This window comes from Leifsonia sp. CL147 (assembly GCF_900114565.1).
GTDB lineage: Bacteria > Actinomycetota > Actinomycetes > Actinomycetales > Microbacteriaceae > Leifsonia.
Map to the genome: position 1 here is coordinate 93477 of NZ_FOTM01000005.1, position 16549 is coordinate 110025.

The following is a 16549-nucleotide window of genomic DNA, read 5'->3' on the forward strand; positions in this document are numbered from 1 at the left end:
GCGATACGAGAACGTGAACGTGTAAACCGCATCGTCGAGCTCCTCACTGCGGGTCCTGGTAGTTGGTGATGTTGGTGAGCTGTGCCGACGTAGGGACGCCGGGAAGCACGACGAGGTCAGACACGTTGCCGACCCAAGGCGTAGCGATCTGCCCGGTGCTCAATACCTTGGAGCCCAGTGTGATGGGCGCCGAAGACCCGGGGTCTCCCGCCGGGTCGACGAATGCTGCCGCAGCGATGGAAGTCTGGTCGCGGTAAACCCGGATCTGAGAGTTGTTCGCGTCCCACACCCCGGTCAGATGTACCCAGGTGTTGGCGGGGAGGAGGTTCTGCGATGCCGTCGCGCTTGCACATCCCGTAGCGGCGACTCCCGACGCCTGGCTGGTTACGCAGAACTCCGCGACCTGACCGTTGGTTCGGAGTTCGAATCCGGGCCCGTTCGCCGTGCCAGTCTGCGAGACCAACGTGTGGATACCGGTCAGGTCGGTTGCTTTTGCCCAGAGCCCGACGGCGAACGATTGTGCGGAGTCCGTTACTGCTGCAGTCGTGTTGATCGTCGACGTAAGCGATGCGCCGCTCAGGCTGAGGACATAACCGAAGCCGGTCTGTCCACTGGATATGTCACTGTCGGTTGCAGTTGCCCCAGCTCCGGCAGGTACGAGAAGATCGGCGGCCTTCACCTGCCCAGCGTCGTGAATGGCGAACGGCACCTGAGGCGGCGGAGGCGCATACGCGTAATCCGGTTCAGTGATCCACCCGTGGCCCGTACCCGGACTTACGTAGCCGAGATTGGTTTCGGTAAAGTCTGCGTTCGCGAACCCGATCTCCGGCACGCTCGGAGCATTGTTCGTGGGGACCGTGGCCGCGTAGTTTCCAACTGCGTCGACCGCAAGCACCTCGACGGTCATGTTCGCGCTCGAGACAGGGAAATGGATCGTCGTTGGCGACGAGGTCGAGCACACGTATCCGACGACGGTGCCATCGGCCAAGGTCGTCATGGGTTGGGCGCAGGTCTTCTGATTGGGCAGGAACTGTCCCGTCGGCGGAAGACCCGGAGCGGCACTGCCCTGGTTCGCGGTCCAATACATCCAGCCAGCGACACGGCTCGAGGCGCTTCCCCCGAAGCTCACTGTCGCGGTGCCCTGGGAACCCATCGCTCCTCCCGATGTCACAACCGTCGATGGCGCATCGAAGTTGCTTGACAACACTTGGAAGTAGCAGTCGATCGAGTGCGGGCCCGTGGCTAATCCGTCGGAGGGCACAAGGTAGTACTTATATATGTGCCCGTCGAGCAGCGGCTGTGGACCGTTCGTCTGTCCCCAGTTCGCGAGTTGGGGGCCGTAGTTCAGGCTGACTGTTCCCGCGCTGTTCGGCGTGAGCCACTGCGCGTAAAAGGATTGCGCCGTGGCGCCGGTCATGTCGTTGATATAGAGCAGCGCCTGCAAGCTCGCCTGGCTTGCGGCGTCGGGATCGGTGATCGTCCCGAACATCGGTACGGCCGACAGCCCGCTTGTGGCGTTCACCCCCCTCGTGGAGACAAGGATGGGATTCGTCTTCGAAGATCCCGCGCAGGATCGAACATTGCCTGCTCCATAGTCGAGATGCAGGTTGGTGGGCTGGTTCGGTGGAGTGTTGTACTGGGTGAGCAGGCTCGCATTCCACTGGTAGTGCTTTCGCGTCAGCGAGTTGCTCTCATCTGCGACGCGCAGTCCGAGGGTGAGGCTGGGAAGCGAGTTGGCGGCCGCATACACCGCGCCCTGCGTGACATTCCATCCCACGGTCGCCGGATTCGGTGCGCACGGCCCCCCATTCGCGTCGCCCTGCTGATCAAGGAGCTGAGCCCACGCGCCTGGTTCCGTATTCCACGTGAATCCGGTTGCGGTGGAGGCGTAGCGCCAGGCCTGGACCAGTGTCGTATCGCACGAGTTCGAGTACGTCTGATAGATGTTCAGGTACGAGGAGTTGATCTGCTTCCCCTCGAGCACGCCAGTGTCGAACTGGAAGAACGCGCGAGACAGGTAGCCGACGCCACCCTGGATCCCGTATCCGACGCTGTCCTCCGGCGGGTCGAAGTACGACTGCGTCGGATAAGCGCGGTCGTCATACCAGTCCGCGATCAGGTGCGAGCTGTAGCCGCTCCAGGCCGGGTCGACATAGAGCGGGTAGGTCAAACCCGCCGTGGCCGTGACATTGCTGACATCCAGCGAGACCGACGATGTGTCTGCTTGAAATGCAAGCCCGCGCGGCTCGGAGCCGGCGCTGCTATCAGCGCTCGCTCCCGGCGCTGAGGAATCCCACCACAGCGGCGTCGCCGAGCTGACAACCGCTGCGGACGGCGTCGTTGCCAGCAAGCTACGGGTCTTGGTCTGCACTGTCGGCGTCGCACCTCCAACGGTGAACTTCACCGTTGCGAGCCGCGGGTCGGCAGCGGCAGAAGGCGACTTGATCACCAAGACCTCGGACATGCCGAGTTGGGTTGCAGCGACCCGGAGGTCCACATCCGGGAAGACGTTCTGGTAGACCGCGCTGGAACCATCCAGTTTGGGCGTCGGCAAAGTCCCGTAGGGCCAGGACTCCGTCATCCAGCTGCCGTCGGTAGAGAGCACTTGGGCCAGCGAGTTGTTCCCTCCGGTTGAAAACCGCACCGGGGACGCAGCCGCGGCCGGCGCCTCCCAGCCGTTCTGGAGGGAAAGAGTCGTGTCCTCCGGGACCCAGTCGCCATTCTTCTGGACCCGCTCCGGTACCACGTCCGACTCGGCTTGAAAGCCGCCATCGGGAAGTGCGTTCACAATCGCCGTTGGTGAGGTCTCCGAATCGACCCGCACCTTGTGAGCGAATTGCACCGCGATGGCGTGTGCCGCATCTTCGGTGGAAGCGGAGGCCGCATCCGTGATCCCGGAACCAGTGTCTGCTGCCGACGCCGGCAGTGACACAAACAACGACGCTGTCAGGGCAACAACCGTGCCGATGCATAGGTTTAGACGAGCGCGGCTCAGCAGTCGCACGATTCCTCCGATTGGTCCCCCGCCGGCCCCCGTGACCAACATCCGGAATCTAGGGCCTCCAGGTGCCCCTGTGAAAACTTTCAAGAAACGGACTTCCGCGGAATCCCGGGGAGTCCACCCCCTGTATTGGGGGTGACAAGGTCAAGGACTCGAGTCCCGCGGATGGCAAATCGGGTCACAGAAGAGAGCAGAGCGGAGCGTGGGAAGGGTCGATGGTGCATCCACCCGAGCTGAGCGCGCGCAGCGGCGTTGAGGTCAAAATGGAGGATCCAAACTCGGTCTGCATCGACGTGGTGGTTCGGCTCGGAGCGTGCCTCGTGTGTGACGTCTTCGGCGGATTATCGGGTGTTGCGACGTCGGGCGCGCGGTGAGGCGTTGGTGGTCGCGTAGGCCATGTCGCGGGCGGATCGCTGGTGTCCTGATTCAGCCTCTTCCGGTCCCCGTTGACTGAAAGGCTTTCCCGCCCGACACGAATCAATAGCCGCTATCCGGGTTTCGGCGTGAACGGGAGCGGCCGGCCTCTCCTTCGGACCCGAGCGGTCAGCCCGCTGAGGAGATGTGGGAGAAGGCTTGGAGAAACAGGCTGAGCCAGACGATGAAGAAGACCACCCCGAAGAGGGTGAACAGCGAGCCGATGAGGACGGCTGCGCGCGCCAGCCCTCGGCCGCCCTCTCCGCTCGTGCGGGTCTGCTGAAGGCCGATGATTCCGAGCACGATGCCGGCAATGGGAACCATGAAGGCAGCGATGAACCCGACGAGAGCGATGGTATTGATCTTCTGGGTCGGTGCTGGAAGCTGAGGGGTGGTCACGCGTCATTTCTACCGCATGCGACGGTCGAAGCGCTCTCTCGCGTCCGGATGTCTACACCAGTTGGACGCTATGAGTTCGTCGTAGGGCGGACGGGACTTGAACCCGTGACCGAGGAATTATGAGTTCCCTGCTCTGACCAGCTGAGCTACCGCCCCGATCGCGCGCCGGTTCCCGTCACTCGGGAGCGGGCACGCTGGGGGCCGCATCCGTCACCGGGTCGGCCACCGGCTCACCACGATACAGGCTTTCGAAGGTGCTGATCGTGGTCTGGATGTCGTGGGCGGCGACGATCCGGAGGGAGCCGTGCTTGAGCACGTCGAGCTCCTCCTGCGGCATCGTGAGAACGCGCTCCAGCTTGTCCGCGAGGTCCTGCGCGTCACCGGGACGGAACAGGTATCCGTTCTCGCCGTCGTGCACGAGGTGCGGCAGGGCCATCGCATCCGCGGCGACGACCGGGAGGGCGGAGGCCATGGCCTCCATAGTGGCGATGGATTGCAGTTCGGCGATCGACGGCATCGCGAACACCGTTGCACGGCTGTACGCCTCGCGCAGCTGCTGGTCGCTGACGTAGCCGAGGAACTCGACGCGGTCCGTGATCCCCGTCGTCTCCGCCATCGTCTGCAGGTTCTTCAGCTGGTCGCCGCCGCCGACGATCTGGAGGTGGGCATCCAGGGTGGCCGGCAGCAGCTTCATCGCCTTGAGGAGCACGTCGATGTGCTTCTCACCGGTGATCCGGCCGACGAAGAGGATGCGGTTCGCCGTGCGGGGCGTGAAGTCGGGGGTGTAGTTGTGGGCGTCGATGCCGCACGAGACCGCGTGGATGTCACGGAGGCCGGTCGAGCGCTCCAGGAACTCGGCCGCCTTGCGGGTCGGCGTGGTGACGGCCTCGGCGCGGTCGAAGGTGGGGCGGGCGTCCGCCCAGGCGAGCTTGACGAAGGTCTTCTGCAGGAACTTCGGCAGGAGGGTGAACTCCACGACGTTCTCGGCCATCACGTGGTTCGTGGCCACGATGCGGATCCCGCGCTTCTCGGCCTCCGCGGCGAGGCCCCGGCCGACGACGATGTGCGATTGGATGTGGACCACATCCGGCTTCACCTGGTCGAGGACCCGGCGGGCGTTCGCTTTGCTGGTCCACGGGAGCGCGAACCTCAGCCAGTCATGGGGATACCAGCGCCAGCTGCGCAGGCGGTGCACGGTCATCTTCTGACCCTGGTGCTCCTCGACCCACGTTCCGTGCCTGCGGCTGGCCGCGGGCGCGACGATGTGCACGTCGTGCCCGTGCTCCACGAGTCCGGCGGCGAGGCGCTCCGCGAAGCGGGCGGCTCCGTTGACGTCGGGGGCGAACGTGTCGCACCCCATCACGATGGTCAGCGGCTGCTTGGCCGCGGGCGCAGAGGACGTGGGATGCGGTCCGCTCGAATCAGGCACGTGGTTCGTTCCCTACGGTCGGGGGCTTCGGAAGGCGAATCCGGCGACGGTTTCGCGGTCCGGGCGTTGGTGGTGCCCGGTCGATTCAACGGCCTAGTCTAAGCCGCTTTCCCGCACGACGTCCGTAATACGGTCAGCCACCGGCGCGTCCGATGCCGTCTGCGGGTGGTGTTTGGCCAGCTGGAAGACCCCGAGGATGGCCACGAGGCCGGTCAGCGCGAAGCCCAGCATGGCCCACCAGGGCGCGCCGGCGGCTTCATCGAGCACCACGATCCCGATGGTGACGGCCACCAGCGGGTCGATAACGGTGAGCCCCGCGATGACCAGATCGGGAGGTCCGGACGAGTACGCGTTCTGGACGAAGTAGGCGCCCAGAACGGCCGCAGCGAGCAGTGCGACGATGGCGGCGACGAGCAGCCAGTCCCACTCCTGGTTGGAGATGCGCGCGATCGCGACCTTCGCGAGCGTCGCCACGAAGCCGTACAAGACGCCCGCGCCGACGATGTACATGATCGCCTTGAACCGATGCCGGAAGAACCCGAAGAGGACCCCGAAGGCCACCAGGACGACGGCGAGCACGATGAGGATGATGACGAGCGCCTGGCTGGAGACCGGCAGGTCGCGGGCGAAGACGGCGGCCAGGAGCACGAACGCGCCGACGCCGCTCACGCACAGGGTGACCGCGATCACGGACTGGTGGTTGAGCTTCACGCCGCTGACCCGGGCGTTGAGGATGCTGGTGATGACGAGCCCGACCACGCCGAGCGGCTGGACGAGGATGATCGGCGACAGCTTGAGGCTGACCAGCTGGAAGACGATGGCAAGCCCCAGCAGCAGGGTCCCGATCACCCAGGAGGGCCGCGCGAGCAGCAGGCCGAGCTGGCGCCCGCTCAGTCCGCTCTCAGAGTGTCCGGCCGTGGACTCCACCTTGGCGACGCCGTGGTGCTGGAGCTGGGCGCCGACGGACAGGAAGCAGGCACCGACGAGCGCGACCGGAATGCCCAGAAGCTGGCTGGGCTGATACGACAGGTCGAACGCGTGCATCAGTTCCGTACCCACTCCACGACCCTACAAGGAATGCTCCCGATAGTCTTGCCGAATGGCCGTCCTCCCGATTCGGATCACCGGTGACCCCGTCCTGCACTCCCCCGCCCGTCCCGTCGGCGAGATCGACGACGACGTGCGGACCCTGATAGCGGACATGTTCGAGACGATGGACGAGGCCCCCGGCGTCGGCCTCGCCGCCCCGCAGGTCGGTGTCCCGCTGCGGTTGTTCGTCTACGGCTGGACGGATGACGACGACGTGCAGCATCGTGGTGCCGCCATCAACCCGACGCTGTGGCAGAGTCCGCTGACCGTGGACGAGCTGGACGAGGACTCGGAGTCGGAGGGCTGCCTCTCGTTCCCGGGCGAGCGGTTCCCGCTGCGCCGGGCCGAGCGCGTCATCCTGCAGGCGACCGATCTCGATGGCGCCGGGTTCGAGGTGCGCGCGGACGGCTGGCTGGCGCGGATCTTCCAGCACGAGTACGACCACCTCGACGGCGTGCTGTACGTGGACCGGCTCGCGCATCCCTTCGGGAAGGCCGCGCAGAAGGCGCAGCGCAAGAACAGCTGGGGAGTCCCCGGGTTGAGCTGGCTTCCAGGACGCGACCACCTGGAGGACTGACGCCGACTCAGCGGCGCAGGTCGACCCCGTGGACCCCGTTGTGATGACGGAGCGCCGGGAAGACGGCTGAGAGGGTGAAGCCGATCCCCGCGACCGTCTGCGCGTTCAGCGTGCCGCCGAAGAGGGACGCGCGCTCGCGCATCTCGATGATCCCAGCACCCTCGTAGTGCTCGGTGAGCGCCCGGACGTCGTCGGCGACACCGTACGCGGTGGCCTGGTCGACGCCCTCGCGGTCGAGACCCAGCCGGCGTGCGGCCGCGCGGATGCCGTCGTCCTCGACGCTCACCTGGAGGCCGTCGGGAGTCCACGAGAAGGCGACGGCCGCATTCGTACCGGCGCTGCCGTGCTTGAGCGCGTTCTCCAGACTCGTCTGCAGGATGCGGAACACCGCGAGTTCTGCGCCAGGGCGCAGGTCGAAGCGCTCCCCGGTCTCGCGGAAGGTGACCGCGAGCCCGGCATCCCGCATCACGCGGAACAGATCGCGCGCCGAGTGGAGGCTGGGCTGCGGAAGGGACGCGTTCTGCGCCTCCCGCGCGACCGCCTGCAGGCGGCGGAGGTCGGCGAGGGCGTCACGGGCGGAGGTCTCGAGCACGCCCGCCGTGCGGAGAGCCGCCGCGGGATCCGCATCCGCGGCATAGCGGACGGCCTCCGCCTGGGTGACCAACCGCGAGACGGACTGGATGGCCACATCCCCGAGATCGCCGACGATGCGGAACCTGCCCGCCTGTTCGGCGAGGTCGAGCTCGCGGTCGATGCGGTCCCACTCCGACTCCTGCCGCGTGTCGCGGAGGCGGATGAGCCGGCTGCGCTCCCACAGCCAGAGGCCGAGGAAGACGAGCGTGGCGAGCCCCAGCGCGGCGGCGACCAGCGCGATGACGTCCATCTTCCGTCCCTTCCGCCGCACGGCTGCGCGACCCGGTCGATCCTATCGGGCTGCATGGCACGCCGACGGGGCGGCGGCTCCACGTCTGTGGAGAACTCCGCCGCCCCCTCGGCTGTGCACGATTCGTGCGTTCCTGGCCGCCTTCCGTCCGCGATGTCCGGCGTGCCAGTTCCGTCCCAGTGCCTCAGGCGCTGTCGCGGTTGGCGCGCAGCACCTCCAGCCGGGCCCGGTACTCCTGCTCGTCGATGTCGCCGTTCGCGTACCGCTGCGCGAGGGTCTGTTCGGCGGAGCGGGTGCTGCCATGAGGCCCCCAGCCGCCGTACCCGCCGCGAGCGATTGCCGCCCGGCGCCAGCGCCGCCCGAAGAAGCCGAAGATCAGTACGAAGACGAGGATCCAGAAGATCGGGATGAAGATCCACCACCAGCCGACGAACGGCGCGCCGTAACCGAAAGCGCACGGCGCTGCTGCGACGGCGGTGGCCAGTGAGCTGAGCATGATGTGTGTCCAATCCGTGAGTGGCCCACGCCTGTCGCGGACCGTCACGGACAGCCTCGTCCGCAGGCGCATCGCGCGAATCCGCCGCCGGGAGCGATTGCGCGTACTCCCCCGGGAGCATGCGGGCCGCGTATCCCGATAGCACTTCGCTGTGAATGAGCCACTGGTCGACCTACTCGGGCGGGCATGAAAGGTGTAATCACAGTTGACAAGTGGAAGGCGGAATGAGAGGTTTTGCTTGTCGAGAGAACTGCCCACGCGGTTCGCTCATCCGGCTGGGACTGCCAACGCGGTGCCCGGATTGTTGACTCGACAGCATTGCGCGAGGCCCGACAAGAGTCGGGCCTCGTTGCTATTAACAGATCAGGGGCCCGAGTTGTATCTGCTTTTCGTTGACGAGTCCGGTACGCATGGGGGAGCGGACCCTTTTGTACTGGGTGGCATCGCCATCCACGAAGACGACGCAGCAGTTCTACAGGCTCACTTGGACAAGCTCGTCATCAAGCATCTGGGCCGTGTGCCCGTCAATCTTGAAGAGTACGAGATACACGCGCATGAACTACGCAACGCAAAGAAGCCGAAGGTTCCTGGTGGACGATCCAGTATTTGGTCGAACGTGCCACGCAGCGTTCGCGCAGCACTTCTCGCAGACGCATACGACCTTTTGGCAGATTTCAGAGGGTCGAACTCAGAACTGGGGCCCGCGCTCTTCGGAGTCGCGGTTGAGAAGAACTTCCATTCTGAGTGGTCTGTCCTCGAGCATGAGCGATTCGCCTACGAAGTGCTTCTGGGCAAGTTCGACGTCATGTTGAAAACACTCCGCGTGCGACGGAAGCAGCCAAACCGCGGTCTTGTAATACATGATCGTCGCGTCGTGGCCGAACAAGACATTCAAAGCTGGACGTCGTCATGGAGATCCACGGCCGAGCGGATCGGACAGCTTCGAAATCTGGCTGATGTTCCCTTGTTCACCGATTCGCGAGCCACGCGACTGATCCAGGCCGCAGACATCATCTCGTACGCTGTCTTCAGGAGCTACGCGAGTCGAGACTCCACGATGTTTGATCGAATCTGGCCTGCGTTTCACCCGGAGAACGGTGTGACTCACGGGTGCGTTCATTACACGCCCTCATACGGGCAGGGATCATGCGAGTGTCGACCCTGTGAGCAGCGTCTTTCGGCGGAGGCCGTGAAGTCGGTCGCCCGTCCGCGCCGGAGGACTGAACGACGACAATGAAGTAATTGCTTGCGGACTGCGACGAACGTACGACCGGCAACAGTCAGGTCAAGGGTCCGGCTCCCTCAATGCAATGTGTTGGCCCGGATGCCTCTTCCTGCTCTTTCGTCCCTCAATGCCAGTTGATCCCGTACTACTACCGAAGTACCGGGGCTCCGCTACAAGACTCCCCCGGGAGCATGCGGGCCGCGTAGGGGCGTAGCTAGCATGAGGAGATGCCCTGGAACGCGCCACCCGATCCAGGCGGCGGCGCGCCCGCGCATCCCGAGCACACGCACGTGGCGTCCAGTGCCGGCGACTGGCCCGGTCCGCCGTGGGCGCGCCGCGGGCGTCCACGGGGCGCTCGCTGGTTCGTCGTGATCGTCGCGGCCCTCTTCCAGCTCCCGGGGCTCGTGTTCGCCTGGCATGACTCCGCCCACGATCCGGTGACCCTCGCCTTCGTCCTGCTCGCCTTCGCGGCCTCCTTCCTGCTCCTGCTGGCGAGAACGCATCCCGGTGCGACCGTCGTCGCGATCGCCGTGCTGACCGGGCCGGCGATCGCCGTGACCTCAGGGCCGCCGTTCGCGGCTGTGCCCCTCGCGTTCGCCGTCGTCAGCGCTGTCGTGCACGGCGCGCGCATCTGGGCCTGGTGGACGATCGCCGGTTTCGCCCTCGCGGTTCCGGCCGCCGATTACCTGTTGCGCGGACAGCCGGGGGCGCTCATCCGGCCCCTGATCGTGGCCCTGGTGCTGTGCCTCCTCCTCGGGCTCGGAGAAGGCATGCGCAACCGGCGGGAGCGCTACCGCGAGGTCGCACGAGCGGTCGCCGCCCGGCGCGAGTCCGCCGCAGAGGCGGAACGCCTGCGCATCGCGCGCGAACTGCACGACGTGCTCGCCCACTCCTTGTCGCAGATCAGCGTGCAGGCGGGGGTCGGCCTCCACCTCTTCGATTCCCGCCCGGAGAAGGCGCGCGAAAGCCTGGAGGCGATCAGGTCGACCAGCAGCCAGGCGCTGGAGGAGGTGCGCGGCGTGCTCGGCTTCCTGCGTGGATCCGACGGCTACGCGGCGCGCTCCCCCGAGCCGGATCTCGCGCGCATCCCCGTCCTCGTGGAGACGTATCGCAAGGCGGGACTGCAGGTCTCCTACGAGCCGGAGCTGCACTCGACGCCGTCCGCGGCGGCGCAGCTGGCGCTCTACCGGATCGTGCAGGAATCGCTCACCAATGTGGGGCGGCACGCCCAGGCGACGAAGGTGACCATCCGTCTGGCCGAAAGCGAAGGCTCGTTCGTGCTCACGATCCAGGACGACGGACGCGGCCTGCCGGAGGGCGTCTCGGCCGCAGACGCGAGCGCGGGCGGAGCGACGGGAAAGGGGATGCTCGGGATGCGCGAACGCGCCGAGCTGCTCGGCGGCACTTTCGAGGTACGAACGCCCGAGGGCGGCGGCGTGACCGTGGAGGCGCGCATCCCGGCTGCGCCGCGATCCGGGGGCACGTGGTGATCCGGGTCCTGCTCGCGGACGACCAAGTACTGGTCAGGGCCGGCTTCCGCGCTTTGCTGGAGGCGGAGGACGACATCGAGATCGTCGGGGAGGCCGGGACCGGCCGGGCGAGCGTCGACCTGGTGCGGAAGACGCATCCCGATGTCGTGCTGATGGACATCCGGATGCCGGACGGCGACGGACTGTGGGCGACGGGAGAGATCGTCGCCGACCCCGGGCTCGCCGGGACGCGGATCGTCATCGTGACGACCTTCGAGCTGGACGAGTACGTCGCACAGGCGATCATCGCCGGGGCGAGCGGGTTCCTGGTGAAGGACACCGAGCCGGTCGAGCTCATCCGCGCCGTCCGTGTCGTGGCCGCCGGGGATGCGCTGCTCTCCCCCGGCGTCACCCGGCGCCTGATCGAGCGGGTCTCGGGCGGCCTCCGGCCGGCGCCGGACTCCACACTGCTCGAGCAGCTCACCGAGCGTGAGCGCGAGGTGCTGGCGCTCGTCGCGCACGGCCTCACCAACACGGAGATCGGCGAACGGCTCTACCTCAGCCCTCTCACCGCGAAGACCCACGTCTCGCGGATCATGACGAAGCTGGATGCGCGCGACCGTGTGCATCTCGTCGTCCTCGCCTACGAGACCGGCCTCGTGCAGCCGGGGTGGCAGTAGGGCGTCCGCGCGCGCCCGTCCGCGCGCACGTTGACGCGCACACGCAGAAACCCCCGGCCTTCCGCAGAAGACCGGGGGTTTCGAAGCTCCCCGACTTGGACTCGAACCAAGAACCTGCCGGTTAACAGCCGGCTGCTCTGCCAATTGAGCTATCGAGGAATGCTTGATCAGCGAAGCTACTCTAGCAAGCTTCGAGCGTGCTCGGGAAATCCGGCCGGCATCCCGCGCGCGTCGCCACTCAGTAGCCCGCGACCGGGTCCACGACTCCCACGAATCGGCCATCGCCGAGGAACGCCTGCACGTTCAGGCGGATGCGCTCGGCCAGGAGCGGAGCCGTCATCTCGGGGGTGTCCGCCTGGTGCGGGGTGAGGAGCACGCGAGGCTCATCCCATAGCGGATGACCGTCCGGCAGCGGTTCCGGGTCGGTCACGTCGAGACCCGCGCCCGCCAGAGCGCCCGAACGCAGGGCGTCGAGCAGCGCGTCGGTGTCCACCAGTCCGCCGCGGGCGATGTTCACCAGGTAGGCGGTCGGCTTCATCGCAGAGAACTCCTCCGGGCCGAAGAGGTGCCGCGTGCTTCCGGTCAGTGCAGCGGCCACCACCACGAGGTCGGCGGAGGGCAGCACGGTCGTGAGCTGATCGGCGGTCACCGTGCGAGCGGCACCCTCGACCGGTTCGGACGAGCGCCGCACGATGGTCACACGCACGCCGAACGGCTCCAGCAGGCGCATCAGTTCCCGGGCGATCCCGCCGGCGCCGACGATCACGACGTCCAGTCCGTACAGCGACCGCCCCTCCTGCTCGCTCGCCCAGGAGCGCGCCCGCACCCGCTTCGGGATCACCCGCAGCAAAGCGAGGCTCAGCACCAGCGCATGCTCGGCCACAGGCTGCGCGTAGGCGCCCTTCGCGCTCGTCCAGACCAGCCCGGGGCGGTCCTCCGAAGCGATGACGCCGGCGAACGCATCCACGCCGGCGAACGGGAGCTGCACCCAGCCGATGCCCGGATGCGCCTCGAGCACCGGCGGGAAGGCGGCCGCATCCTTATTGGACAGCCACACCACCCCGCGAGTGCGGTCCGAGAGCGGCTCGACGGTCCCCCCTGCCGCTTCGACCGCCTGGACGAGCGGCTGCTCGGGCTCGGGCAGCACGGCGATCGGGCCGGGCTCGGGCCGCTGCTCCGTTGGCACGGCCGCGACCGGGTCGGCCAGGACGGCTCGATGGCGCGGAGAGCCCGCGTCTGCGGAATCGGACATCAGATCTCCTTCGTGCTCTTCGGCTGCGCGCGCTGCGGACGCCGCTCCGTGCGCTGCTGCGGCGGCTTCAGGGCGCGTGCGAGGCCGGCGACGAACGGATGCGTCGGGTCGGCGAGGACGTCCTCGATCGGACCGAACCCGACAGGGCGGCCGGCGTGCAGCACCAGCGAGGTGTCCGTCGCCCGGCGCAGGACCGCGAGGTCGTGGCTGACGATCACCGCCGAGAACTCGGGATGCTCGCGCAACTGGGCGAGCAGGTCGATCACCGCATCGCGCACCGTGGCGTCGATGCCCGCGGTCGGCTCGTCGGCGATCAGGATGCTCGGGCCGAGCACGAGCGCCCGCGCGAGCGCCACCCGCTGCCGCTGGCCCGAACTCAGCTGGTACGGGTACTTGTTGAGCACGCTCAGCGGCAGGTGCACCGTGTCCAGCATGGTCGCGGCCCGCTCCCCGGCGAGGCGCCGGGAGTAGTGCTCGTCCCGCTCGAAGATGGGCAGGGTCACGTTGTCCTGCACGCTGAGCGTCGGCTCCAGGGTCGCAGCCGCCTCCTGCGGCAGGTAGCCGACGTGGAAGGTCACCTCGGCGAGGTCGCGCTTGCGCGCCTTCCGCAGCGGATGCCCGAGCACCGACGCCTCTCCCCCGGTGATCCGCGGACCCGGCTCGGATGCGCGCGCCGGGAGCACCCGGCCCGCCAGCACCTGGGCGAGCGTGCTCTTGCCCGAGCCCGTCTCGCCGAGCACCCCGAGGACCTGCCCGTGCTCCAGCCGGAAATCGATGCCGCGCAGGGCGACACACGACGCACTGGGGCCCCGCGCGGGGTATTCGACGGATAGGTCGCTGACGACGATGGCGGGCTCGGAACTCACACCCTCGACCCTAGGCGCTCTGCGACTGGAGGCGGTGCAGCGCCTCCCGCCGGTCGGCCTGTTCGATCGGATCCGGCACCGGGAGGGACGCCAGCAGCCGCTGCGTGTACGGCTCGCGCGGGCTGCCGAGCACCTCGGCGCCGGTACCCTCCTCCACCAGCTTGCCGCGGTGCAGCACGGCGATGCGATCGGCCAGTAGGTCGACCACGGCCAGGTCGTGACTGATGAACAGCGAAGCGAACCCGAACTCCCTCTGCAGCTCGGCGAACAGTTCCAGCACGCGGGCCTGCACCGAGACGTCGAGGGCGGAGGTGGGCTCGTCGGCGATGAGCAGCGTCGGCTCCAGAGCGAGCGCGCGCGCCAGACTGGCCCGCTGCCGCTGACCGCCGGACAGCTCGTGCGGGTACCGGTCGCCGTAGGCACGCGGCAGCTGCACCGCCTCCAGCAGCTCGTCCACCCGGCGGCGTGCCACGGCGGCCGACGATGCGCGTCCGTGCACGACCAGTGGCTCCGCCACGCATTCCGCGACCGTGAGCAGCGGGTTGAAGCTCGACGCCGGGTCCTGGAAGACGAAACCGAGGTCGCTGCGCACCTTGCGGAACTGGCGCTCGCGCATCCCGTTCATCTCGAGCCCCAGGACCTGGAGGGACCCGCCGCTGACCCGGTTCAGACCGGCGATGGCCCGGCCGATCGTGGTCTTACCCGACCCGGACTCGCCCACCAGACCCAGCACTTCGCCCGGCCCGATGTCGAACGACACCCCGTCGACGGCGACGAACCCGGGGCGGCCGAGCCGGCCGGGGTACTGGATGCGCAGGTCGCGCGCCTGCACCACGGGTGCTGCGAGCGGGCGCTCGGCCCGGGCGATCGCGCGATCCTGCGTCGCCGCGAGACCCTGACCGATCTTCGGAACCGCGGCCAGGAGCTTGCGGGTGTACTCCGCCTGCGGGGCCGCGAACAGCGTGCGCACCTCGGCCTGCTCCACCAGCTTGCCCTGGTACATCACCGCCACGCGGTCGGCCAGGTCGGCGACGACGCCCATGTTGTGCGTGATGAGCACGATGGCGGCGCCGAACTCGTCACGGCAGCGGCGCAGCAGGTCGAGGATCTCGGCCTGCACCGTCACGTCGAGCGCCGTCGTCGGTTCGTCGGCCACGATGAGTCCGGGATTCAGCACCAGCGCCATCGCGATGACGATGCGCTGCTTCTGGCCGCCCGAGAACTGGTGCGGGTAGTACTTGACCCGCTTCTCCGGCTCCGGGATGCCGACGCGGTCGAGGATCTCGATGGCCTTCGCCCGCGCCTCCTTCCTCGACAGTCTCCCGTGCGCGCGCAGGCCCTCGGCGATCTGCCAGCCGACCGGATACACCGGGTTCAGTGCCGTCGACGGCTCCTGGAAGACCATGGCGACGTCGGTGCCGCGCACCTGACGCAGTCGGCGCTTGTCGATGGAGATGACATCCGCCTCGCTGGCGCCGTCGCGGCTGCGCAGGATGACGGCCCCGGACGCGGTCGCGGTCTCGGGAAGCAGGCCCAGGATGGTCTTGGCCGTCACCGTCTTGCCCGAGCCGGACTCGCCGACGATGGCGAGCACCTCGCCCGGCGCGACGGTCAGGCTCACGCCGTCGACCGCTTTCACGGCACCCGCGTCGGTGGAGAACGAGACCGAGAGGTCCTCGATCTGGACGACGTCGCTCATGGACGCACCTCGATTCCCTCATCGTCGAACGATCCGCCCGGTTCCAGTCCGTCGACACCACCGGGACCGGCGGCGAGGACGCCGCCGGGGACGACGGATGTCTCGGCGACCTCGCCCGACGCCGCCGCGGCCCGCCGACGACCGCGCAGGCGCGGGTCGGCCAGATCGTTCAGGCTCTCGCCGACCAGCGTGATGCCGAGCACGACCAGCACGATCGCGAGACCCGGGTAGATCGAGGTCCACCAGATCCCGCTCGTGACGTCGTCCACGGCCTTGTTGAGATCGAAGCCCCACTCGGCGGCGGCGGTCGGCTCGATGCCGAAGCCGAGGAACCCGAGGCCGGCCAGCGTGAGGATCGCCTCCGACGAGTTGAGCGTGAAGATCAGCGGCAGCGTCCGTGTGGAGTTGCGCAGGACATGACGGAACATGATCCGCGCGTTGCTCGCTCCGACGACCTTCGCCGACTCGACATACGCTTCGGCCTTGATCCGTACCGCCTCCGAGCGGATGACGCGGAAGTACTGCGGGATGTACACCACAGTGATCGAGATCGCCGCCGCCAGGATGCCGCCCCAGAGGCTCGACTGCCCGCCGCTGATCGCGATGGCCATCACGATCGCCAGCAGCAGGGACGGGAACGCGTAGATCGCGTCGCAGACGACGACCAGCACGCGGTCGAGCCAGCCGCCGAAGTAGCCGGAGATCAGGCCGAGGAACACCCCGAGGAAGATCGACAGGATCACGGCGACGACGATCACGAGGATCGCGGTCTGCGTCCCCCAGATCACCCGCGAGAACACGTCGTAGCCGCCGGAGGTCGTTCCCCAGATGTGAGCGCCGCTCGGCGCCTGCGTGGTCCCGAAGGCCGTGCCGTCGGCGTTCTTCAGCTGGGCGAAGCCGTACGGCGCGATCAGCGGGGCGAAGATCGCGACCAGGAGGAACAGGACGGTGAGCACGAGGCCCGCGACGAGCATCCCGCGCTGCAGCCCGACGCTCTGCCGGAGCTGGTGGACGACGGGAATCCGGTCCAGGAGCGGGCGCTTCCGGGAGGTGAGTGACGGGGAGGTCAT

General features: G+C 67.6%; 13 protein-coding genes and 2 tRNA genes. 3 read left to right on the forward strand and 12 right to left on the reverse strand.

Going from position 1 to position 16549, the window contains the following annotated elements; genetic code table 11:
• Positions 1-43 precede the first annotated feature (43 nt).
• The 5 genes from BM287_RS06395 to BM287_RS06415 form a co-directional block, all read right to left on the reverse strand.
• Positions 44-3004: a LamG-like jellyroll fold domain-containing protein gene (locus tag BM287_RS06395; protein ID WP_170857454.1), complete on the reverse strand. Its 2961-nt coding sequence runs from the start codon at positions 3002-3004 to the stop codon at positions 44-46.
• A gap of 540 nt (positions 3005-3544) precedes the next feature.
• Positions 3545-3814 (reverse strand): DUF4190 domain-containing protein, encoded by a 270-nt coding sequence (locus BM287_RS06400; RefSeq protein WP_090037093.1) that lies wholly within the window; start codon positions 3812-3814, stop codon positions 3545-3547.
• An 82-nt stretch (positions 3815-3896) separates the two neighbouring features.
• Positions 3897-3970, reverse strand: a tRNA-Ile gene (locus tag BM287_RS06405).
• A 19-nt stretch (positions 3971-3989) separates the two neighbouring features.
• Positions 3990-5243, reverse strand: a complete 1254-nt coding sequence (locus BM287_RS06410; RefSeq protein ID WP_170857455.1) for a glycosyltransferase — start codon at positions 5241-5243, stop codon at positions 3990-3992.
• A gap of 93 nt (positions 5244-5336) precedes the next feature.
• Complete coding sequence (locus tag BM287_RS06415; RefSeq protein ID WP_090037095.1) at positions 5337-6302, reverse strand: DMT family protein; 966 nt, start codon at positions 6300-6302, stop codon at positions 5337-5339.
• Between the two features lie 40 nt (positions 6303-6342).
• Here BM287_RS06415 and def point away from each other — a divergent pair, with 40 nt between their 5' ends.
• Positions 6343-6909 (forward strand): peptide deformylase, encoded by a 567-nt coding sequence (gene def / locus BM287_RS06420; protein ID WP_090037097.1) that lies wholly within the window; start codon positions 6343-6345, stop codon positions 6907-6909.
• A 7-nt stretch (positions 6910-6916) separates the two neighbouring features.
• Here the strand turns inward: def and BM287_RS06425 are convergent, their stop codons facing one another.
• Positions 6917-7792 (reverse strand): sensor histidine kinase, encoded by an 876-nt coding sequence (locus tag BM287_RS06425; protein WP_090037098.1) that lies wholly within the window; start codon positions 7790-7792, stop codon positions 6917-6919.
• A gap of 184 nt (positions 7793-7976) precedes the next feature.
• The gene (locus BM287_RS06430; RefSeq protein WP_090037101.1) at positions 7977-8288 is read right to left on the reverse strand and encodes an SHOCT domain-containing protein; all 312 of its coding nucleotides are present in this window, start codon (positions 8286-8288) and stop codon (positions 7977-7979) included.
• A gap of 1452 nt (positions 8289-9740) precedes the next feature.
• Here BM287_RS06430 and BM287_RS06440 point away from each other — a divergent pair.
• The gene (locus BM287_RS06440) at positions 9741-11003 is read left to right on the forward strand and encodes a sensor histidine kinase (RefSeq protein ID WP_090037105.1); all 1263 of its coding nucleotides are present in this window, start codon (positions 9741-9743) and stop codon (positions 11001-11003) included.
• A complete protein-coding gene (locus tag BM287_RS06445) occupies positions 11000-11662 on the forward strand; it encodes a response regulator (RefSeq protein WP_090037316.1) in 663 nt (220 codons plus the stop codon). Before BM287_RS06440 ends, BM287_RS06445 begins: the two co-directional genes overlap by 4 nt.
• Positions 11663-11748: 86 nt before the next feature.
• Here the strand turns inward: BM287_RS06445 and BM287_RS06450 are convergent.
• The 5 genes from BM287_RS06450 to BM287_RS06470 all read right to left on the reverse strand — a co-directional run bounded on the left by BM287_RS06450 (position 11749) and on the right by BM287_RS06470 (position 16549).
• Positions 11749-11821: transfer RNA gene (locus BM287_RS06450), tRNA-Asn, on the reverse strand.
• Positions 11822-11900: 79 nt separating this feature from the next.
• Positions 11901-12914 (reverse strand): D-isomer specific 2-hydroxyacid dehydrogenase family protein, encoded by a 1014-nt coding sequence (locus BM287_RS06455; protein ID WP_090037107.1) that lies wholly within the window; start codon positions 12912-12914, stop codon positions 11901-11903.
• Positions 12914-13780, reverse strand: a complete 867-nt coding sequence (locus BM287_RS06460; protein WP_090037109.1) for an ATP-binding cassette domain-containing protein — start codon at positions 13778-13780, stop codon at positions 12914-12916. The genes BM287_RS06455 and BM287_RS06460 overlap by 1 nt, the downstream gene beginning before the upstream one ends.
• A gap of 10 nt (positions 13781-13790) precedes the next feature.
• Positions 13791-15479, reverse strand: coding sequence for an ABC transporter ATP-binding protein (locus tag BM287_RS06465; protein ID WP_090037111.1), 1689 nt, complete (start codon positions 15477-15479; stop codon positions 13791-13793).
• Entirely contained in the window at positions 15476-16549 is a 1074-nt protein-coding gene (locus BM287_RS06470) for an ABC transporter permease (RefSeq protein WP_090037113.1), read from the reverse strand. Before BM287_RS06470 ends, BM287_RS06465 begins: the two co-directional genes overlap by 4 nt.